The organism is Streptomyces sp. MAI_2237 (genome assembly GCF_054189285.1).
In genome coordinates this window covers 2143381-2162459 of the sequence record NZ_JAJPGQ010000003.1, presented here as the reverse complement: position 1 = coordinate 2162459, position 19079 = coordinate 2143381, and the positions used below count along the sequence as shown (strand labels likewise).

Below are 19079 nucleotides of genomic sequence, written 5' to 3'. Positions count from 1 at the left end.
GTGTTGACGTACTGGCGGTAGTTGCTTCGTGCGCTGCGGTCTCAGCGTGTACGTTAACCACTTGACGTACGACCGTTATGTGAGTGTCCAAAGAGGCGGGTGAGCGCCGTGGTGGCGTATCTGGATGTGGCGGCGACGACACGGGTGGACCCGCGGGTTGCCGAGGTGGTGCTGCACTGGATGACTGAAGACTTCGGCAACGCCGGCAGCCGCACCCACGAATACGGTGCACGTGCCAAGAAGGCGGTGCAGCAGGCGCGTTCCTTCATCGCCGGCACCGTGGGCGCCAAGACGGAAGAAGTGATCTTCACCAGCGGGGCGACGGAGTCCAACAACATCGCTCTGCTCGGGTTGGCGCCGCACGGCGAGCTCACGGGCCGCAAGCACATCATCACCTCCGCCATCGAGCACAAGGCGGTACTGGAGCCGCTGACGCACCTACGCGACAACCGCGGCTTCGAGGTCGACTTCCTCTCCCCCGGTCCCAGCGGCCGCATCACCGCCGACGCCGTGCTGGAGCGGCTGCGTCCGGATACCCTGGCGGTGTCGCTGATGCACGTCAACAACGAAACCGGCGTCATCCAACCGGTCGCCGAACTCGCCGAGAAGCTGCGCGTCACACCCACCTATCTGCATGTCGACGCTGCTCAGGGCTACGGCAAGGTTCCCGCCGACCTGATGGCGCCCATCGACCTGATCAGCATCTCCGGCCACAAGATTGGCGCCCCGAAGGGCGTCGGCGCTCTTATCACCCGCCGACGGGGATGGGACAAGGTGCCGCTTGAACCGATCATGTTCGGCGGCGGGCAGGAGCGCAAACTGCGTCCCGGCACCCTCGCAGTGCCATTGATCATGGGCCTGTACGAGGCCGCGAAGATTTTCACCGAGAGGCGGGAAACGTGGGAGCGGGAGGCGAAGGCGATGCGCGAACGCATCCTTGCTGCGCTCAGCACGACACGCTTTCACCTCAACGGAGACCCCGACCACAGCGTCCCCCACATCCTCAACGTCAGCTTCGATGAGCTGAGTGCCGAAGCACTCATCGTCCGCCTCAAAGACCAGGTCGCTATCGCCACCGGCTCGGCCTGCACCAGCGCCTCCTACACGCCCAGCCACGTCCTTCAGGCGATGGGCCTGGACGACGTGGTGGCTGCCAACGGACTGCGTCTTTCCTGGTTCCCTTCCCAGGCCGCCGACTTCGATCCCCTCCCGCTCGCCGAGACCATCGCCAGCATGCAGCCTCAGGGAGGCTGACCAGCCCTACGCGTCGGAGCGACGCACCAGCCGATGCCCGCGCAGCTGCCGGCCGCACCTGACAAGCTCGGCCTCCCAGCCGTTCTCGGTCCCGATCAGGTGCGGCCGTTCGTACAACCCCGCCCGCATCTCAGACTCGGTCAAACGCCGGTACCGCGGCACGTCCGGATCATCCGGTGCCAGAAACTCGTGCTTGCGGTGCAGCAAGGGGCGGTTAGCCGAGCTCTCATAGGAGAGATGGGATGCCCGAAGCGTCTGCAGGTCCACCATGTAGGAGGATCGGATCCGCGGATGCGGGTCTGCGTCAAAGTCTGGGTAGTCCAGCCACGACACCGCTCGCCCCTGATGTTTGAGCTTTGCCACTGTCCACTGTTCCGGGCGACCGGCAGCGATCGATGCGCAGTGCTCGTACAAGCGCAACACTGTCGGGATCCGCTCCAGCGTCCGTCGATGCACATACAGCGCCGTCGGGGTCACCTTGCCTGCGACGGAGGCATTCATGGCGTTGCGCACGTAACCGTCGTCGCGGAGCTTCAACAGCAGTCGATCAGCCCGCTGACAGGCCTCCTTATAGGAGCTGAAGAACGTACGTACGTCATCCTGCAGCCCCACTGGCAAACTGCCAAACGGTCCGCGGCCATTGAAGAGCTCCACCGCCAGGTAGAGCAACGTGTTCAGTGTCGATCGCTTAGCCCCCGCAGTGGCTCGCTCAGGATCAGCACCATCCCGCACGAGACGCTTGACCTCGCCGGGCCGCAGATGAGCCAACAGCTCCGCGACGGTCCGCGGCATCTCTTCAATGCGCGGCGGACGTCCCTTTCGCTCGAAGAAGTCCACCACCGCACTCACCGCTGATGCAGTGTCCTCGGAAGCGAGCCACTCGGCATCTGGGATCACACGCTGCGCCAGATAGCTCAGACGGGCGCCCTCGTCCCGGAACGCGTAGATGACCCCTGGCGCAGCCGCCACCACCCGTGCGCCGGTCACCTGCTCCACGTACTCCCGCAGCTCACTCGCGGCATATAGATGCTGGAAAGTTTGTCGGCTCGTGAGCAGGCCGTCACCGAACGCCTGGCCGTGGACCTTTGACTTCTCCCATGTCAGCCGGGCTGAGACAACCAGCAGCGTCGAGGTTAGATCCCACGCCTGCTGCAAGGTCTGCCGACGTTCCGCTGGGTTCTCGATCACGTTGAGGACGTATGTCAGCAACACCACGTCGCTGGCAACCAGTTGCGTATCGGAGCGGTAATACGGGTCCCACCCAGCCACCTGGCAGTCCAGTTGCTGCAGAGCTCTGACATCGTCACCACGGCCACAGCCATAGTCGAGGATCGTCCGCTCGGGTACCAACTGGCGGTCCGCCAGAGCCTGACGCGCGGGCACCGACAGCGTCATCCGCCCAATGGCCGTCCGTCGACGCTCACTACCCCACATTTGCTGCATCACATACACCTGCATCCAGGCGACAACACCATCAGCAGGGTAGAAGACACTCGCCCTACACGTGCTCGCAACGTTGAAGACGATCGAGAGTCAGCAGCCGGCAGGCCCGGGCAGACCCAGCCACCAATATCGAGGGGGCGGCGCTGCGCCGTTTGATGTGGGCAACAGCTTCCCAAGCTGAAAACTTCCCAACGCGACGTCTGGTGCCTGGCCAACCATGTCGTCGGCTGAGGATCACGCCACGACCGCGCTACAGAGAGAGGCAAAGGCGTCGGAGCCGAAGGTCACGGGAAGCACCCCGATCAGGAGCCCTGCAATTATTCTTCATCTTCCTTGGGACGGTGCTCTTGTTTATTCCAGACGCGTCCTGCGAAGAACTCGATAAAAGAATCCGTATAGGGCTCGTAGGAAGAATTGCCGTCGGGCGGACGAAGTGACATCAAATCGTGCGCTACGATAATCAGCGACAACAAGAGCCGGTTTACGTCGGCGGATGACACATTGGAGTGAAGCCCTTTGTTGCTGAGGCTGTCAAGTCTATCGATCCGATTACCCAGGTCTTCAACGTTCGCAATGATAAGCGCTCGGGTGGTATCAGAAGTAACGTTATCTGCAACGTATGCCCATAGCCGGTTCCTGTACTCTGCTTGGCCTACCTTACGCCCATTGACCTTTCCATCGCGGGGAGGGTAAAGGCAATCGGCAAGCCTCTCCGTAAACCGCCGACAGGATAGCGCCGCATGCGCCAAACCCTCTCCTGTTTCATGACCCTCGAATGCCTTAATGGCGGCATGAAGCCGCTGGGTGAGGTTCGGGTCCAGATCCGAACACCGCATCAGGGTTTCGCCGAGTGCGGAGGAGAACTGACCGTGTAGAAGTTCATCTGCCTCGCCGATCCTGCGAAAATGTTCCCAGTTCTCGTATGGGTCAAAGATGGTTTCCCGCACACCCAAGTCTTCCCAACAAACGGAAGAAAAGATGCCAGATTCCTCCCAAGCGCGGAAGTCCACGCGATCCCGAGTATCCTCGACTTCCAACTCATATCCCACGTAAAACAGATATAGGCTTTCTTGAAAGATCCGAAACTTGCTTGGAATACCCTTCAGGAAGGTAGCCCAGTGTGATGGAATCTCTGGACGAATTTGCACTGCCCCGAGGTACCACTGCGTCTCCAGCAATCGGACATGCATGGCGCGTACGTCCGAAGGTGACATAGATTCCACGCCCACACCAGCAATATCGAATGATTCCACGCATTCGACAAGATCCGGCCCGAGGAAAGTGCTCCAGACGGCCCAGTGCTCGCCAAGCACACTATTTACGGCCTCCTCTATACTGCCCAAATCCTCGGCAAGCTGCCGCAAGGGAAGAGTACCGGCAGAAAAGCGAGCATGCCGCCTATGGCGCGGGACCGCTTCCATATATGCTCGCACCAGGGATTCCCTCATGGTGAGCCAACCGTGTGTTCCGACGGCTCCCCAATCTTCATTAATTAGAAAACAGACTCTCACATATCCCCCCACAACTAGTCCCGCTTAAACACTCCGACTACTTGCTAGCCAACCGAGCACTCGTCCAGCCATGTCTGGGACACTGCCCCCCGACTGGATTGACTTGATCGCGCCGACCACGCCTCTGTGAGGTTGACTTGTTCAGGTCTGTCGCTGTGCTACATCGCGTCCGAACTGCCACCGGTAGCGCTTCACCTGGAGAAATCCCGAGCCTCCCCGCAGCACAGCCCGCACATCCTGAATGCTAACGATCGACTGCTTGGGAAGGTACTGAACGAGTAGATCGTGTATCGCGGCCGTTAGCAACGGCTCCGCCTGCCGCGCCAAGCTCATAGCTAACTGCTGCCGGATCGTCGCCCGCGTCGGCGCAGGGAGAACCACCTTACGCCGTTCGTCGAGACCGCGCGCCGTTCCATAGCAGCAGCTTCGGCGAGCTGAGTGCCAATAACTTCCGCAACTTGCCCGCCGAACTGGGTGGCAGCCTTCCGTCGTTCCGGCTTGCGCAGCAAGAACACGCTCGCCCCAAGGACCCACGGCGAGACGCCGGCCCTACGCCCGGAGTACGTGAGTAACCAAGCCAAGCCCCGGAACGGCAGCGCAGCAGCACAAGCGATGCGGGCCCGGCCATGGTGGCCATCGGTAATCTCGACCGTCGACCGGACAACGTCGAGCCACCTCGTGAAAGCGAAGCCCGGTCGCTTGAGGTACCGGTCCTCGGAGCACTGTTCCGGCAGAGGGCCGTGGACCATCCGTGGACGAGCCCCACTCAGTCGGACGCAGACGTGGCCCTGACCAGCGACGTCACTCAAAGGCTGCGGGGCCTCCGGAGCCGTGTGCGCAGGTTCGAATCCTGCCGGGGAAACCTCGAAGGACGTACCCAAGGGCCCTTCACCAGTGAGAACGCTGAGCTCGGGGTCATCGCGTATGTGCAGTGGTACGCGGTCCGGAGCGGCCGTATGGCGACGTCTGGGACGGGATCCCCAGCGGTCCTCGGGGCTGGCTGGGCAGTCGCCCGGTTAGGCAGGAAGCTGGGGTGTCAGACGTGTGCTGTTGGATGATGGGGTGACCATTCAAGATGTTGCTCGGCTGTTGCCTGAGATAGTCGTCGTTCGTGAGCACTCCCGGTCCCTGGCCTGCGGTTCCGGCGGAGCGAGGTGCCTAGCGGTGCGTAGCGGTGCAGTGCGTTGCGGTGCGGTGCGTTGTGTCCACGTGCGTGGCCCTCGGGCGGGGGCGAGCCTTCGCGTCGGGCCCGGTCTCTCGTTCACGCCGAGCGTTTGCGGGGCGTTGTCTTTTTCGCTGCCGTCTTCTTCTCCGTCGAGGAACTCGCCGTCTTCTTGGCGGCTGCCGTCTTCTTCGTCCCCTGTGCCGACTTGGACGTCGACTTCCGGGTGGAGGCCGTGGCCTTCTTGGCTGGTGCCGCCGTCTTCTTCGCCGTCGACGTCGACTTCTTCCCGTCGGTCTGCTTGGGGGTCGAGCGGGAGCTCTTGCGGGCCGAGAGGCGCGTGACCTCCGCCTTCTCCTCCTCCGCCTTCTCCTCCGCCCCTTCCTCCGCCGCGCCCTCGCCCCGCGACTCCCGCGCCGCCTTCACGCTCTTCTCCAGGGCCGCCATCAGGTCCAGCACCTTGCCGCCCCTCGCCGGTTCCGGGGTCTCCGGTGGGGCTTCGCCGGCCGCCTTCGCGGCGACCACCTCCTCCAGTGCCTCGCGGTACTCGTCGTGCAGTTCGGTCAGGTCGATTTCGCCCAGCGTGTCCATCAGGGCGTCCGCGAGGTCGAGCTCCTTGTCGTTGACCGTGACCTTGGTGTCGGGGGCGACGCCTTCGGGGGCCCGTACCTCGTCCGGCCAGAGCAGGCCGTGCATCGCGATCGCGTCGCCGACCACCCGGAGCATGCCCAGCCGTTCCTTGCCGCGCAGCGCGAACTTGGCGATCGCCACCTTGTTGCTGCGCTTGAGCGCCTCACGCAGGAGCGTGTACGGCTTGGCGGCCGGGGCGCCGCCCGCCGCCAGGTAGTACGCGGCGTCCATCTGCAGCGGGTCGATCCGGTCCCCCGGCACGAACGCCACGATCTCGATCGTCTTCGCCGTCGGGAGCGGCAGGTGGGCCAGGTCCTCGTCCGTGATCGGGATGATCGACCCGTCCGCGTCCTCGTAGGCCTTGCCGATCTCCGCCCCGCTGACCTCCTTGTCCTCCGCCTCGCAGAACTTGCGGTAGCGGATGCGGGCCGCCGTCCTCGGTGTGGATCTGGCGGAAGGAGATGGAGTGGCTCTCGGTGGCGTTGACCAGCTTGATCGGGATGCTGACCAGGCCGAAGGAGATGGCGCCGTTCCAAATGGATCTCACCTGCGGCACCCTTTCGGTCGCTTTGTGGGCTTCTGTCACACTTTGCGTGAGATTCTCATCGTATGACGCCCATCACGGAGGTGGAGGGGAGACGGCTCGCCCTCAGCAACCTGGAGAAAGTGCTGTATCCGCAGTCCGGGTTCACCAAGGCCGAGGTGCTGCACTACTACGCGGGCAACGCCGAGGCGCTGCTGCCTCACCTGCGGGATCGGCCGGTCTCCTTCCTGCGCTACCCCGACGGGCCGAACGGTCAGGTCTTCTTCACCAAGAACGTGCCGCCCGGTACGCCCGACTGGGTCACCACCACCGAGGTGCCCCGCTCGGAGGGGCCCGCGCGGATGGTGCTCGTGCAGGACCTGGCGTCCCTGATGTGGGCCGCCAATCTCGTCACCGAGTTCCACACGCACCAGTGGGTGATCCAGGACCCGGGCGTCGCCGACCGGATCGTCTTCGACCTCGATCCCGGCGCGCCCGCCACCGTGGTCGACTGCTGCGAGGTCGCCCTGTGGCTGCGCGAGCGGCTGGCCGCCGACGGGATCGACACCTGCGTCAAGACCTCCGGCTCCAAGGGGCTGCACCTGCTGGCCGCCGTACGGCCGACGCCCTCCGAGCAGGTCAGCGACTACGCCAAGCGGCTCGCCGTCGAGGCGGAGCGGGCCATGCCCCGGCTCGCCCTGCACCGGATGACCCGCAGCCTGCGGCCCGGCAAGGTCTTCGTCGACTGGAGCCAGAACGCGGCACGCAAGACCACCGCCACGCCCTACACCCTGCGCGCCCGCCCCGAGCCCACGGTCTCCGCGCCGGTGACCTGGACCGAGATCGAGGAGTGCGAGGCGCCGGGGCAGCTCACCTTCCTCGCGCCGGACATCGCCCCGCGCGTCCAGGACTACGGCGACCTGCTGGTGCCGCTCCTCGACCGAGCGAACGCCGGCTCACTTCCCTGAGCGGCCCCACCGGCCCCACCGGCCCCTCACACCCTCCCCCACGTCCCCCGATCCCTCGCCATCGCGTGCAGCGCCTCCACGTCGGCCGGCTTCAGGACGCCGCCCGTGCGGGACAGGCCCTCGACCTCCGTGTCGCGCAGGACGCGGACCTCGCGGGGTGGGGCGGGGACCGAGACGTCCGCCGGGGCGACCAGCACCAGGACCGGGTGGACCTCGGCGGTCAGGGCGTAGGACGCGCGGTCGGCGTCGGCGCGGACGCGGCGCAGCAGGGGCTGGGGGTCGCGCCGGCCCAGGGTGACTATGGGGTCCGCGATCGTCACCCGCTGCTTGCGGGCGGGCAGGGTGTGCAGGGCGAACAGTCCGCCGGGGCCGATCGCCAGGTGGTGGATGCGGTCGCCGCCCGGGAGCGGGACGGAGTGCAGGGCGTGCCAGCCCGCGCCGTCGAGGCGGTCGAGGGCGTCGCCGACCGTCTGTTCCGCCGCCAGGGCCCGGCGCCGTGGGTCCGGGCGCAGGCGGTGGGGCGGGCCGGGGTCGCGGTCCAGGGAGACGATCAGGGCCTCGCCGGGCCGGTTGGGGGCCAGGTCGTCGTCCGGGTGGAGGGAGAGCCTGGCCAGTTCGGCCGGCGTGGGCACCGGGGGCGGGCCCACCGCCACCGGGCCCGTGAGGAAGGGGCCGAGCACTTCCAGTACCTCGTCCCTCTCCTCCTCGCTGAGCAGGTTGACCCTGGCCGCCTCACGGTCGTACCAGGCGATGTTCCGGCCGTCCGTACGGCTCACGTAGAGCCGCTCCTGACCATGTCGCCAGGTCGGTATGACGCGCAGTCCGTTCATGCACCATCACCCCTCGACCATGGGAACAGGCGGGGTGCTCCATCGGCAAGAACCCGGTTACCTTTGAGAGCAGTTGGGCCCCGCTGAAGGGGAGTTGGGGAGGCGTGATTGCGTACCCGCAGAAAACAACCCGACGTACCGGCTCCGGAGAGCGCCTGGAACGAGATCGTGCCCGGTCTGTGGATGGGCGGGCACGAGTTCCGGAGCCGGACCGGACTACTGGAGACCGCCGTCGTACGGGATGAGTTCGATCTCGTGCAGACCCTGTTGCGACTGCCCGGATACGGTCCCGGTCAGGGCGTCGAGCACCATGTGTGGCCCATTCCGGACGGGCCGCTGGACGGGACGCAGCTCGCGGGGGTGATCCGCCTGGCGCGGGCCGCGAGCGAGGCGCTGGAGGAGGGCCGCACGGTCCTCGTCCGCTGTTACCACGGGTACAACCGCTCGGGTCTGGTGGTCGCGCACGCGCTGGTGCGGCGCGGGCACACGACGGAGGAGGCGATCCGGCTGATCCGGGCCCGGCGCTCGCCCTGGGCGCTGCACAACGACCTGTTCGTCGACTACCTGCGGGCCGGGCTGCCGACGGCCCGGCTGCTGGAGGAGCTGGCCGAGTAGCGAGGTAATCGTTTCTCCGGCGCCATAGGGTGTACTGGGCCACCGATCGTTCTCAGCCACAGGATCAGTCACAGGAGTCCCGTGCCCCGCCCTCTGCGCACCGTCCTCGCCGCGGTCGCCGTCACGCTGCTGGCGGTGACCGCGGCCGGCTGCGGTGACGCGGGCGGGCTGGAGGGGGCCGGGTCGACGCCGACCGCGACCAGCCCGGCGAAGCTGTGGCCGAACCTCGCCCCCGCCTCCAGTCCGGCCTGGGACTACGACAACGGCGAGGCCGAGGCCATGCACCTCACCGCACCCGACGGCGACATCCGTCAGGTGCCGCCGGTGGATCTCGTACGGCGGGAGATCGCCCAGCATCCGGGCGACTACGCCGGGTCGAAGGCGCCGTACCGCGTGACGGCCCGCCGGATGGCCGACTGCGGCAGGAAGCCCGCCGGCAGCGGGTGCCCGCTGCTCAAGGCCTACTACCGGGACCTGACGGGGGACGGGAAGCCGGAGCTGACGCTGGGCTTCCGGCTGCTGCCCGGCAACCAGACGGCCGTACGCGTGTACACGGTCGAGGCCGGCCGGGTGGTGCAGGTGATGTCCAACAACGACGCCGTCAGCGGGGTCGAGCTGGCCGGGCGGTCGGTGATCATCCACGCGCCGTCCGACCTCGCGGACTACGAGTACCGCTTCCAGTGGACCTGGGACCCCGAGCAGAAGGTGATGCTGCTCACCCACGACGAGATGCTGCACATCGGCAGGAGAGAGCACGACCGCGGGCACACCGGACAGCCGACCCCCTCGGTGACCCCGTGAGCAGGCTCGCACTGCCCCAGTGGGCCGGCACGCTCGCCGTGAAGGCCGCGGTGTTCATCGCGGTGATGTGCTGTGCGCTGGCCGCGCTGCTGGGCGTCCTCGTGCACGTCTCGGTGACGAACCAGACCGTCGGCCAGGCCCGCGACCTGGCGCTGTCGCGCCTGACGGACGCGACGCGGGCCTACCAGGCCGGGGACACGCTGCTGCCGGGCGCGGGCGTCGATCCGCCGGGGCTGCCGCCGAAGCTGCGCGAGCTGGCGGTGGACGGCGAGCGCGGCACGATGGTCTCCCGGCACCAGGGACATCCCACGATGTGGGCGGCCGGTCCCGCCGACCGGAACCGGGCGCTGGCCGTCGAGGTCGACTACGCGCAGCAGTCGCGCACGATCGCGGGGCTGGACCGGGCGATCCTGTGGTCCTCGGGGCTGGCGATCGGAGTGACGCTGCTGGTGGGGGCGTTCGCGGTGACGCGGGTGACGCGGCGGCTGCACGCGACGGCGACGGTGGCGCGCCGGATCAGCGCCGGTGACCTGGACGCGCGGGTCGGCGATCCGCGGACGAAGGACGGGACGCGGCCGCAGGACGAGGTGGGCGCGGTGGCCGCCGCGCTGGACTCGATGGCGGCCTCGCTGCAGGGGAAGCTGCTGAGCGAGCAGCGGTTCACCGCGGACGTGGCGCACGAGCTGCGCACCCCGCTGACCGGGCTGCACGCGGCGGCCGAGCTGCTGCCGCCCGGGCGGCCCACGGAATTGGTGCGGGACCGGGTGGCGGCGCTGCGGACGCTGACCGAGGACCTGCTGGAGATCTCCCGGCTGGACGCCGGCCGGGAGAAGCTCGAGGTGGACACCGAGGAGCTGGGTGCGCTCGCGGTCCGGGTGGTGCGGGCCTCGGGTACGGACACCGAGATCGCCGTCGTCCGGGACGTGCGGGTGGAGACCGACCGGCGGCGGCTGGAGCGGGTGCTGGGCAACCTGGTCGCCAACGCGCACCGGCACGGGCGGGGGCCGGTGTCGGTGACGGTGGACGGGCCCGTGGTGACCGTGCGGGACCACGGGGACGGGTTCCCGGAGTACCTCGTGGAGCACGGCCCGCAGCGGTTCCGGACGGAGGGCGGGGCCACGGGGCACGGGCTGGGGCTGACCATCGCGGTGGGGCAGGCGGAGGTGCTCGGCGCGCGGCTGGAGTTCGCCAACGCGCCGGACGGCGGCGCGGTGGCGGTCCTGACGCTCCCTCACGACCCGGCCGTCCCCGACGGCCCAACGTGACGGGCGGCCCCGCGGCATTCCTCCTAACGTGGCGGATAGTCAGGTTCGCCCCTTTCGTGGAGGTATCCATGTCCCTGCGCTCCCCCCGCGGCGCCCTCACCCGCCTCGCCATAGCGACCGCCACCGCCGCCCTCCTCGCCTCCGCCGCCACCCCCGCGCTCGCCGACGACGGGGGCGGCACGGGCGACGGCCAGACGGCCGGCCGAGACGACGGCTGGAGCGGAGGAGGAGGCGGCGACCAGACGTCGAGCGGCACCCAGAGCTGGAACGGCGGCGGCGACCAGACGTCGGGCGGCACCGAGAGCTGGAACGGCGGCGGCGATCAGGACGGCCGGCACGACGAGCGGCTGTACCGGGGCGTCGTCACCGCGAGCGAACTGCTCCTGCGCAGCGCGCCCAACCGCGGCAGCCAGGTGATCCGCGTGGCCCACCGCGGCGAGCACGTCTCGATCTTCTGCAAGACCAACGGCCAGAGCGTCCAGGGCAACCACCTCTGGTACCTCCTCACGGACGGCACCTGGGCCTGGGGGTCGGCCCGTTACATCGCCACCATCGGGGCCACGCCACGCTGGTGCTGAACCCCTGAGGTCACGAGATGCACTATTTGGGTAGGTTCCGGACATGACCACCCATGCCGGAACCGCCGTGGCCGAGGCGGACGCCCCCGCTCGCGCCGTCCGCCTCCCCCGGCGCCGCGGCATCGAGCTGTCCCTGCTCGTCCTCGCCGTCCTGCTCTGCGTGTACGGCTACTGCGACGTCGGCCTCGCCCGCAACGGCACCGTCCCGCCCGGCGCCGCCGGTTACGGCGCCGGGCTCGGCGTGCTCGCGCTGGTCGCCCACTGGGCGGTGCGGCTGCGGGCCCCGTACGCCGATCCGCTGCTGCTGCCGATCGGCGTGCTGCTCAACGGCCTCGGCCTGGTCCTGATCTACCGCCTCGACCTGGAGACGCCCGGCGACCGCGCGGCCCCCACCCAACTGGTGTGGTCCACGCTGGGGGTGGCCCTGTTCATCGTGGTCGTGCTGATGCTGCGCGACCACCGGTGGCTGCAGCGCTACTCCTACGTGTGCGTCGCCGCCACCCTCGTCCTGCTGGCGCTGCCGATCCTCTTCCCGGCCGTCAACGGCGCCCGCATCTGGATCCGGATCGCCGGATTCTCCATCCAGCCGGGCGAGTTCGCGAAGGTGCTGCTGGCGGTCTTCTTCGCCGCCTACCTGGCCGCGAACCGCAGCGCGCTCGCGTACACGGGCCGGCGCGTGTGGTTCGTGCAGTTGCCCACCGGCCGCGTCCTCGGCCCGATCCTCGCGATCTGGCTGCTGAGCGTCGGCGTCCTGGTCCTGGAACGCGACCTGGGCACCTCCCTGCTCTTCTTCGGCCTGTTCGTCGTGCTGTTGTACGTCGCCACCGGCCGCACCGGCTGGGTCGCCGTCGGCCTGTTGCTGGCGTCCCTGGGGGCGGTGGCCGTCGGCTGGCTGGAGCCGCACGTGCACGGCCGCGTGGAGGACTGGCTGCACCCGCTCGGCACGATCGAGGCGGGACTGGGACCGAACCAGCTCGCCCAGTCCCTGTTCGCCTTCGCGGCGGGCGGTGTCCTGGGCACGGGTCTGGGCCTCGGCCACTCGGTCCTCATCGGCTTCGCGGCCAAGTCGGACTTCATCCTCGCCACCGCGGGCGAGGAGCTGGGCCTGACGGGCCTGTGCGCCGTCTTCCTTCTCTACGGGCTGCTGGTGGAGCGCGGCTACCGGGCCGGGCTCGCCCTGCGCGACCCGTTCGGCCGTCTCCTGGCGGTCGGGCTGGCGTCGATCGTCGCGCTGCAGGTCTTCGTGATCGCGGGCGGCGTCACCGGCCTCATCCCGCTCACCGGCATGGCGATGCCCTTCCTGGCGCAGGGAGGCTCCTCGGTCGTCACCAACTGGGCGATCGTCGCCCTGCTGATCCGGATCAGCGACCGCGCCCGCAGGCAGTACGACGGCGAGAGCGCCCCATGACCCGCTACATCCGGCACGCGGCCGTCTTCTGCGCCCTCCTGCTGGTCGCGCTCCTCGTCAACGCGGCCCGCATCCAGATCGTCCTGGCCGGCCCCTACGACCGCGATCCGGCCAACCGCCGTGTCGCGATCGCCCGTTACGACCGGCCGCGCGGCGACATCCTGGTCGACGGACGGTCCGTCACCGGCTCCCGGGACTCCCGCGAGCAGCTCCGCTACGAACGGACGTATGCGGACGGGCCGTTGTACGCGCCCGTCACCGGCTTCGCCTCGCAGCTCTACGGCACCACGCTGCTGGAGCACACGCACGACGCGATCCTCTCCGGCGCCGACCCGGTCCTCACCCCGCTGCCGCTGTGGAACGACCTCACGCGCGCCCACACCCCGGGCGGGCACGTCGTCACCACGCTCAACGGGGCGGCGCAGGAGGCGGCTTACGCGGGTCTGGACGGGCGCAAGGGCGCGGTGGCGGCCATCGACCCGGCCACCGGGAAGGTGCTGGCGCTGGTGTCGTCGCCGTCGTACGACCCGAGCGTGCTGTCGGGAAACTCCGCGGCCACCGAGCGGTCCTGGGCGCGGCTGAACGCCGATCCGGACAAGCCGATGCTGAACCGGGCGGTGCGGCAGACGTATCCGCCGGGCTCGACGTTCAAGGTGGTCACCGCGGCGGCGGCGCTGGACGCGGGGGTCGTCACGGACGTCGACCGGCCGACAGACTCGCCCGACCCCTACCGGCTGCCGGGGACCCGGACGCTGCTGGCGAACGAGGGCGACGGCTGCGAGGACGCCCCGCTGCGGGACGCGTTCGAGTGGTCGTGCAACACGGTCTTCGCGAAGCTCGGGGTGGATGTCGGGGTGGCCGACCTGGCGGCCACGGCACGGGCGTTCGGCTTCAACGACCCCGGCCTGCGCGTGCCGTTCTCGGTGGCGCCGAGCACCTTCGACACGACGGTGGACCGGGCGCAGCTGGCGCTGTCCTCGATCGGCCAGTACAACACGCGGGCCACGCCGCTGCAGATGGCGATGGTCGCGGCGGCCGTGGCGAACGACGGGGAGCTGCGGCAGCCGTACCTGGTGGAGCGGACCACGACGGACGGCGGCAGCGCGCTGACCGCGCCGGGCCCGCGTCCGGTCCGCCAGGTGCTGCGCCGCACGACGGCGCAGACGATGAAGGAGCTGATGGAGGGCGTGGTCACGGACGGCACCGGCACCAACGCGGCCATCCCCGGCGCGACGGTCGGCGGCAAGACCGGCACGGCCCAGCACGGCGTCGGCAACTCCGGTACGCCGTACGCCTGGTTCGTGTCCTGGGCGCAGGGCGACCGCGATCCCGAGCCCCGGGTGGCGGTGGCCGTGGTGGTGGAGGACGGGTCGGCGGACCGGGGGGAGATCACCGGCGGCGGGGTGGCCGCGCCGATCGCGCGGGCGGTGATGGAGGCGGTCCTGAACTCCTGAGCGGTCGTCCTCGACTCCTGGGCGGGGCTTCTCGGTCGATGAGACGGGGGTACCGGAGGCAGCGGCTCCCTACCTACCGTTCGGTCCATGGATTCCGCCGCGTACGAACTCGCCCAGGTCAACATCGGCCGTCTCAAAGCCCCGCTGGACTCACCGCAGTTGAAGGACTTCGTCGACAATCTCGACCCCGTGAACGCCGACGCGGACGCCGCCGACGGGTTCGTGTGGCGGCTGCAGAGCGACGGCGGCGACGCGACGGACATCGCGGTGTTCGGCGACGAGTGGCTGATCGTCAACATGTCCGTGTGGCGGGACACGACCGCCCTGACGGCCTACATGTACCAGGGCCGGCACCGCGAGATGCTGGCGCGGCGCCGGGAGTGGTTCGAGCGGGTCGCGGAGGCGATGGTCGCCTTGTGGTGGGTCCCGGCGGGCCACCGCCCCACGGTCGCGGAGGCGGAGGAACGCGTGCTGCGTCTGCGGGCCGACGGCCCGACGCCGTACGCGTTCACCCTGCGCACCTCGTTCCCGCCGGACGCGGCGGCCCCGGTGCTCGCGGATCTCCCCGAGGACCTGGGCTGCCCCGTCTGACGTGCTGTCACCCGATCGGCTTGCGCATGTCCGAGCGGATCTGCGCCGTCGTCGCCGCCGCCTTGTCCAGGTCCACCGCGGAGGGGTCCTGGCTCATGGTGGCGGTGGTGACCTCGGCGACGGAGGCGCCCGTGTTGCCGTCGGCCCAGCCGCAGACCGGCACGGTCACCTGGGTGCCGAGCTGGGTCTGGGTGAGCACCTCGCAGCTGACGGTGATGCCCTGGGCGCCCTCGGGGTGGAAGTCCTGCGCGGGTACGGCCACCTTGGCGCCGGCGCCCTCGGCGGCGCCGCGCATCATGTTCTTCCGGGTCAGCTCGGTGTGGTTGAACCGCCCGTACATGCCGGACACCACGAGCGTGCCCTTCGTCTGGTCGCCGCCGAGGCTGTACTGGCCGACCACGGCCCGCACGTCCTTGGCGTCCCAGGCGCCCTCCGCCTCGTTCTCGACCTTCTGGCCCTCCGTGTCGGAGAGGTCCTTGGCGAGTTCGTAGCGGCCGTCCACCAGGGTCCGGGGCAGTGCCAGCGTGTACTCGGCCTTGGGGAAGCTGCCGCCGGTCACCTTCTCCCCGACCATCGCGAGCCCCACGACGACCGCCACGACCAGCGCGACGACTCCGCCGACGATGCCGAGCACGAGGCCGGTCCGGCGCCTGCGCGGGGGCGGGGCCATCGGGGGCGCGCCCCAGCCGTAGGGCTGCTGCTGCGGGTAGGGCGTTCCGTACGGCTGCTGCGGCGGCGGCTGTTGCGGGTACGGACCGGAGGCGAACGGGCCCTGCGGGGGCTGCTGCCCTCCGTAGGGGTTCGGCGGCCCGTAGGGGCCCTGCGGCGGTGGAGGCGTGGACACGTCCGCACGTTACTGCATACGGGCGTATCGGCGGCCCGCGACGGGGGGGTCAGCCCTCCCCGGCGCCCGCCTCGATGGCCTCCGTCACCTCGGCGACCCGCTCGTGCTCCTCGGCCGCGAACCGCTCCGCGTCCAGCTTCTCGGCGATCTCCTCGTCCTGCGCCATCAGCAGGTCCAGGTTGGAGTCGCCCATCTCGAAGACGCCCATGTCGACGTAGGCCTGCTGCAGCCGCTTGCCCCACAGGCCGATGTCCTTGACGCACGGCACGATGCGGGAGAACAGCAACTGCCGGAACAGCGCGAGGAATTCGGACTGCTCGCTGTACTCCTCGGCCTGCGCGGTGGGGATGCCGAAGTTCTCCAGGACCTCCACGCCCCGCAGCCGGTCGCGCATCAGGTAGCAGCCCTCGATGACGAACTCCTCGCGCTCGCGCAGTTCGGCGTCGGTGAGCTGCTTGTAGTAGTCGCGCAGCGCCATGCGCCCGAAGGCGACGTGCCGGGCCTCGTCCTGCATGACGTAGGCGAGGATCTGCTTGGGCAGCGGCTTGGTCGTGGTGTCGCGGATCATGCCGAAGGCCGCCAGCGCCAGTCCCTCGATCAGCACCTGCATGCCGAGGTAGGGCATGTCCCAGCGGCTGTCGCGCAGGGTGTCGCCCAGCAGGGACTGCAGGTTGTCGTTGATCGGGTAGACCATCCCGACCTTCTCGTGCAGGAAGCGGCCGTAGATCTCGGCGTGCCGGGCCTCGTCCACGGTCTGCGTCGCCGAGTAGAACTTGGCGTCCAGGTCGGGCACCGACTCCACGATCCGCGCCGCGCAGATCATCGCGCCCTGCTCGCCGTGCAGGAACTGGCTGAACTGCCAGGACGCGTAGTGCCGGCGCAGCTCACCCTTCTCCCGGTCGTTCATCTTCTGCCAGTACGGCGTCCCGTACAGCGAGATGGCCTCGTCCGGTGTGCCGAGCACGTCGTGCGGGTCGACCTCCAGGTCCCAGTCGATGCGCCGCTGCCCGTCCCACTGCTTGTCCTTGCCCTTCTGGTACAGGGCGAGCAGCCGGTCCCGTCCGTCGTCGTACTCCCAGCTGAAACGGGCCGCACCGGAGGCGGGAACCTGCCAGAGATAGTCACCGGGGTCGTTGGTGTACAGCTCATGGGTCGGCATACCCCGCAGGCTCACACGTAGACGCCGAGTCAACAAGTCCCGTGCAGGGGATTGACCACCTTGCTGACAAGTAGTCTCATAAGAGCCATGACGACTCTCACGGAAGCCGACGCGCTCGACGGCCTGCGCGACGCTCTCGGGCTGCTCAAGGACCGCGAGCAGGTCGCCGAGCGACTCCTCGCGTCCTCCGCCAAACACAGCTTCGACCCCGACAAGGAGCTGGACTGGGACGCCCCCTTCGAGGAGGGCAAGTGGTTCTGGCCGCCGGAGCTGGTGTCCCTCTACGACACCCCGATGTGGCGGCGGATGAGCGAGGAGCAGCGGATCCTGCTCTCCCAGCACGAGGCCGCCGCCCTCGCCTCACTGGGCATCTGGTTCGAGATCATCCTGATGCAGCTGCTCGTGCGGCACATCTACGACAAGGCGGCGACGAGCGCGCACGTGCGCTACGCGCTCACCGAGATCGAGGACGAGTGCCGGCACTCGAAGATGTTCGCCCGGCTGATCTCGCACGGCGGCACGCCCTGGTACCCGGTGGCCCGGGCGCACCAGCACCTCGGACGGCTGTTCAAGACGATCTCGACCACCCCGGGGTCGTTCACGGCCACGCTGCTCGGCGAGGAGGTCCTCGACTGGATGCAGCGGCTGACCTTCCCGGACGAGCGGGTGCAGCCGCTGATCCGGGGCGTCACGCGCATCCACGTCGTGGAGGAGGCCCGCCACGTGCGCTACGCGCGTGAGGAGCTGCGACGGCAGATGGTGACCGCGCCGAGGTGGTCGCAGGAGTTCACCCGGGTCACCTCCGGCGAGTTCGCGCGGGTGTTCTCGGTGGCCTTCGTCAACCCCGAGGTCTACACGAACGTCGGCCTGGACAAGCGGGAGGCGCTGGCGCAGATGAAGGCCAGCGGGCACCGGCGCGAGATCATGCAGACGGGCGCCAAACGGCTGACCGACTTCCTGGACGACATCGGCGTGCTGCGGGGCGTCGGCAGGCGGCTGTGGAAGAGCTCGGGACTGCTGGCCTGATGCAGGCCGCGGGCCGGTGGGGGGCTCACCTGTGCACGCCCGGCTACGCTGCACCCATGACCCCTGCCGCGCCCGCCTATCGCCGTCTGAGCGTCGAGGAGCGCCGGAGCCAGCTCCTCGAAGCCGCCCTCGGCCTGTTCGCGCACCGCGCGCCAGAAGAGGTCTCCCTCGACGACGTGGCCGAGGCGGCCGGAGTCTCCCGCCCCCTGGTGTACCGGTACTTCCCGGGCGGCAAGCAGCAGCTGTACGAGGCCGCGCTGCGGTCGGCCGCCGACGAGCTGCGGCTGTGCTTCGACGAACCCCGGGAAGGACCGCTGCTGCCCCGCCTCGCCCGCGCCCTGGACCGCTACCTGGCCTTCGTCGACCAGCACGACGCCGGGTTCAGCGCGCTGCTCCAGGGCGGCAGCGTGGTGGAGACGTCCCGGACGACCGCCATCGTGGACGGTGTGCGCCGGGCCGCCGCCCAGCACATCCTCAACCACCTCGGAGTGAGCGACCCCGGTCTGCAACTGCGCATGACCGTGCGCATGTGGATCACCGCCGTGGAGGCGGCCTCGCTCATCTGGCTGGACGAGGACAAGCAGCCGCCGCTCGACGAACTGCGGGACTGGCTGGTGGAGCAGTTCCTGGCCGTGCTGACCGTGACCGCGAACCGGGACCCGCAGACCGCGGCACTGGTGCGGACCATGGCCGGGGATGTCTGAGACTGGTGCCGTGAAGAGCGAACCGACCCCCTTCGAGGGCGGACCCATGGACGGCCGGGTGCTGCCGGTGCTGGTCGGCGCCACCGGCCACCCGCCCAAGATCTACCGCATCCCGGTCCCCGACCCGGCCGGCGGACCGGACACCGTGCTCCTCTACCGGCGGGTGCCCCGCGGGCACAGCAAGCGGCTCGGGATCCCGCAGGGCTGGAAGTACGCCTACGACCCGGACGGCAGGGACACCGGCCGGCCGAAGTGGCCCTGGTCCCGGCCGGCCGCCACGCCGGGCGGCAAGCCGGAGGACACCGACGGGTGA

17 protein-coding genes and 1 pseudogene are annotated in these 19079 nt (G+C 69.1%); 12 read left to right on the top strand and 6 right to left on the bottom strand.

Translation table 11 applies throughout. The features are described from left to right. The first annotated feature begins 99 nt into the window (after nucleotides 1–99). Nucleotides 100–1254 (top strand): cysteine desulfurase DndA, encoded by a 1155-nt coding sequence (gene dndA / locus LN251_RS20480; RefSeq protein ID WP_458245668.1) that lies wholly within the window; start codon nucleotides 100–102, stop codon nucleotides 1252–1254. Nucleotides 1255–1260: 6 nt separating this feature from the next. Here the strand turns inward: dndA and LN251_RS20475 are convergent, their stop codons facing one another. From LN251_RS20475 to ku, 3 genes and pseudogenes are all read right to left on the bottom strand, one after another. Next, entirely contained in the window at nucleotides 1261–2697 is a 1437-nt protein-coding gene (locus LN251_RS20475) for a DNA phosphorothioation-associated putative methyltransferase (protein WP_458246759.1), read from the bottom strand. Nucleotides 2698–3014: 317 nt separating this feature from the next. Next, a complete protein-coding gene (locus LN251_RS20470; protein WP_458245667.1) occupies nucleotides 3015–4145 on the bottom strand; it encodes a hypothetical protein in 1131 nt (376 codons plus the stop codon). Between the two features lie 1324 nt (nucleotides 4146–5469). Beyond that, nucleotides 5470–6547 (bottom strand): annotated as a pseudogene (gene ku / locus LN251_RS20465) (non-homologous end joining protein Ku). 62 nt (nucleotides 6548–6609) lie between these two features. Here ku and ligD point away from each other — a divergent pair. Beyond that, nucleotides 6610–7491, top strand: coding sequence for a non-homologous end-joining DNA ligase (ligD, locus tag LN251_RS20460; protein WP_458245666.1), 882 nt, complete (start codon nucleotides 6610–6612; stop codon nucleotides 7489–7491). Between the two features lie 26 nt (nucleotides 7492–7517). On the opposite strand, the gene LN251_RS20455 is transcribed toward ligD, so the two are convergent. Continuing rightward, nucleotides 7518–8321 carry a nuclease-related domain-containing protein gene (locus LN251_RS20455; RefSeq protein ID WP_458245665.1) on the bottom strand — a complete coding sequence of 268 codons (804 nt, stop codon included), beginning with the start codon at nucleotides 8319–8321 and terminating at the stop codon, nucleotides 7518–7520. Nucleotides 8322–8429: 108 nt separating this feature from the next. On the opposite strand from LN251_RS20455, the gene LN251_RS20450 reads away from it, so the two are divergent. The 7 genes from LN251_RS20450 (at nucleotide 8430) to LN251_RS20420 (ending at nucleotide 15033) form a co-directional block, all read left to right on the top strand. Next, nucleotides 8430–8936, top strand: a complete 507-nt coding sequence (locus LN251_RS20450) for a protein-tyrosine phosphatase family protein (protein ID WP_458245664.1) — start codon at nucleotides 8430–8432, stop codon at nucleotides 8934–8936. 81 nt (nucleotides 8937–9017) lie between these two features. After that, a complete protein-coding gene (locus tag LN251_RS20445; protein ID WP_458245663.1) occupies nucleotides 9018–9737 on the top strand; it encodes a hypothetical protein in 720 nt (239 codons plus the stop codon). After that, nucleotides 9734–11002, top strand: a complete 1269-nt coding sequence (locus tag LN251_RS20440) for an ATP-binding protein (protein ID WP_458245662.1) — start codon at nucleotides 9734–9736, stop codon at nucleotides 11000–11002. The genes LN251_RS20445 and LN251_RS20440 overlap by 4 nt, the downstream gene beginning before the upstream one ends. Nucleotides 11003–11070: 68 nt before the next feature. After that, nucleotides 11071–11580, top strand: a complete 510-nt coding sequence (locus LN251_RS20435) for an SH3 domain-containing protein (protein WP_458245661.1) — start codon at nucleotides 11071–11073, stop codon at nucleotides 11578–11580. 43 nt (nucleotides 11581–11623) lie between these two features. Continuing rightward, nucleotides 11624–12988 (top strand): FtsW/RodA/SpoVE family cell cycle protein, encoded by a 1365-nt coding sequence (locus LN251_RS20430; protein ID WP_458245660.1) that lies wholly within the window; start codon nucleotides 11624–11626, stop codon nucleotides 12986–12988. Further along, nucleotides 12985–14442 carry a peptidoglycan D,D-transpeptidase FtsI family protein gene (locus tag LN251_RS20425; protein WP_458245659.1) on the top strand — a complete coding sequence of 486 codons (1458 nt, stop codon included), beginning with the start codon at nucleotides 12985–12987 and terminating at the stop codon, nucleotides 14440–14442. Before LN251_RS20430 ends, LN251_RS20425 begins: the two co-directional genes overlap by 4 nt. An 87-nt stretch (nucleotides 14443–14529) precedes the next feature. Continuing rightward, on the top strand, nucleotides 14530–15033 hold the full coding sequence (locus LN251_RS20420; protein WP_458245658.1) for a DUF3291 domain-containing protein: 504 nt from the start codon (nucleotides 14530–14532) through the stop codon (nucleotides 15031–15033). A gap of 7 nt (nucleotides 15034–15040) precedes the next feature. On the opposite strand, the gene LN251_RS20415 is transcribed toward LN251_RS20420, so the two are convergent. Both LN251_RS20415 and LN251_RS20410 read right to left on the bottom strand, forming a co-directional pair. After that, nucleotides 15041–15877: a hypothetical protein gene (locus LN251_RS20415; RefSeq protein WP_458245657.1), complete on the bottom strand. Its 837-nt coding sequence runs from the start codon at nucleotides 15875–15877 to the stop codon at nucleotides 15041–15043. Between the two features lie 49 nt (nucleotides 15878–15926). After that, nucleotides 15927–17036: a ferritin-like domain-containing protein gene (locus LN251_RS20410; RefSeq protein ID WP_458245656.1), complete on the bottom strand. Its 1110-nt coding sequence runs from the start codon at nucleotides 17034–17036 to the stop codon at nucleotides 15927–15929. 87 nt (nucleotides 17037–17123) lie between these two features. On the opposite strand from LN251_RS20410, the gene LN251_RS20405 reads away from it, so the two are divergent. Genes LN251_RS20405 through LN251_RS20395 form a run of 3 tightly spaced genes read left to right on the top strand, consistent with a single transcriptional unit; the run spans nucleotide 17124 to nucleotide 19079 of the window. Further along, nucleotides 17124–18062: an AurF N-oxygenase family protein gene (locus tag LN251_RS20405; RefSeq protein ID WP_458245655.1), complete on the top strand. Its 939-nt coding sequence runs from the start codon at nucleotides 17124–17126 to the stop codon at nucleotides 18060–18062. Between the two features lie 56 nt (nucleotides 18063–18118). Further along, nucleotides 18119–18766, top strand: coding sequence for a TetR/AcrR family transcriptional regulator (locus tag LN251_RS20400; RefSeq protein WP_458245654.1), 648 nt, complete (start codon nucleotides 18119–18121; stop codon nucleotides 18764–18766). Further along, nucleotides 18759–19079, top strand: coding sequence for a hypothetical protein (locus LN251_RS20395; protein ID WP_458245653.1), 321 nt, complete (start codon nucleotides 18759–18761; stop codon nucleotides 19077–19079). Before LN251_RS20400 ends, LN251_RS20395 begins: the two co-directional genes overlap by 8 nt.

What these genes read in the sequence shown, in the direction of transcription:
- LN251_RS20475 (WP_458246759.1), bottom strand. Translation starts at nt 2,697, where the DNA reads ATGCAGCAAATGTGGGGTAGTGAGCGTCGACGGACGGCCATTGGGCGG.
- LN251_RS20470 (WP_458245667.1), bottom strand. Translation starts at nt 4,145, where the DNA reads ATGAGGGAATCCCTGGTGCGAGCATATATGGAAGCGGTCCCGCGCCAT.
- ligD (WP_458245666.1), top strand. Translation starts at nt 6,610, where the DNA reads ATGACGCCCATCACGGAGGTGGAGGGGAGACGGCTCGCCCTCAGCAAC.
- LN251_RS20455 (WP_458245665.1), bottom strand. Translation starts at nt 8,321, where the DNA reads ATGAACGGACTGCGCGTCATACCGACCTGGCGACATGGTCAGGAGCGG.
- LN251_RS20435 (WP_458245661.1), top strand. Translation starts at nt 11,071, where the DNA reads ATGTCCCTGCGCTCCCCCCGCGGCGCCCTCACCCGCCTCGCCATAGCG.
- LN251_RS20430 (WP_458245660.1), top strand. Translation starts at nt 11,624, where the DNA reads ATGACCACCCATGCCGGAACCGCCGTGGCCGAGGCGGACGCCCCCGCT.
- LN251_RS20425 (WP_458245659.1), top strand. Translation starts at nt 12,985, where the DNA reads ATGACCCGCTACATCCGGCACGCGGCCGTCTTCTGCGCCCTCCTGCTG.
- LN251_RS20420 (WP_458245658.1), top strand. Translation starts at nt 14,530, where the DNA reads ATGGATTCCGCCGCGTACGAACTCGCCCAGGTCAACATCGGCCGTCTC.
- LN251_RS20410 (WP_458245656.1), bottom strand. Translation starts at nt 17,036, where the DNA reads ATGCCGACCCATGAGCTGTACACCAACGACCCCGGTGACTATCTCTGG.
- LN251_RS20405 (WP_458245655.1), top strand. Translation starts at nt 17,124, where the DNA reads ATGACGACTCTCACGGAAGCCGACGCGCTCGACGGCCTGCGCGACGCT.
- LN251_RS20400 (WP_458245654.1), top strand. Translation starts at nt 18,119, where the DNA reads ATGACCCCTGCCGCGCCCGCCTATCGCCGTCTGAGCGTCGAGGAGCGC.
- LN251_RS20395 (WP_458245653.1), top strand. Translation starts at nt 18,759, where the DNA reads ATGTCTGAGACTGGTGCCGTGAAGAGCGAACCGACCCCCTTCGAGGGC.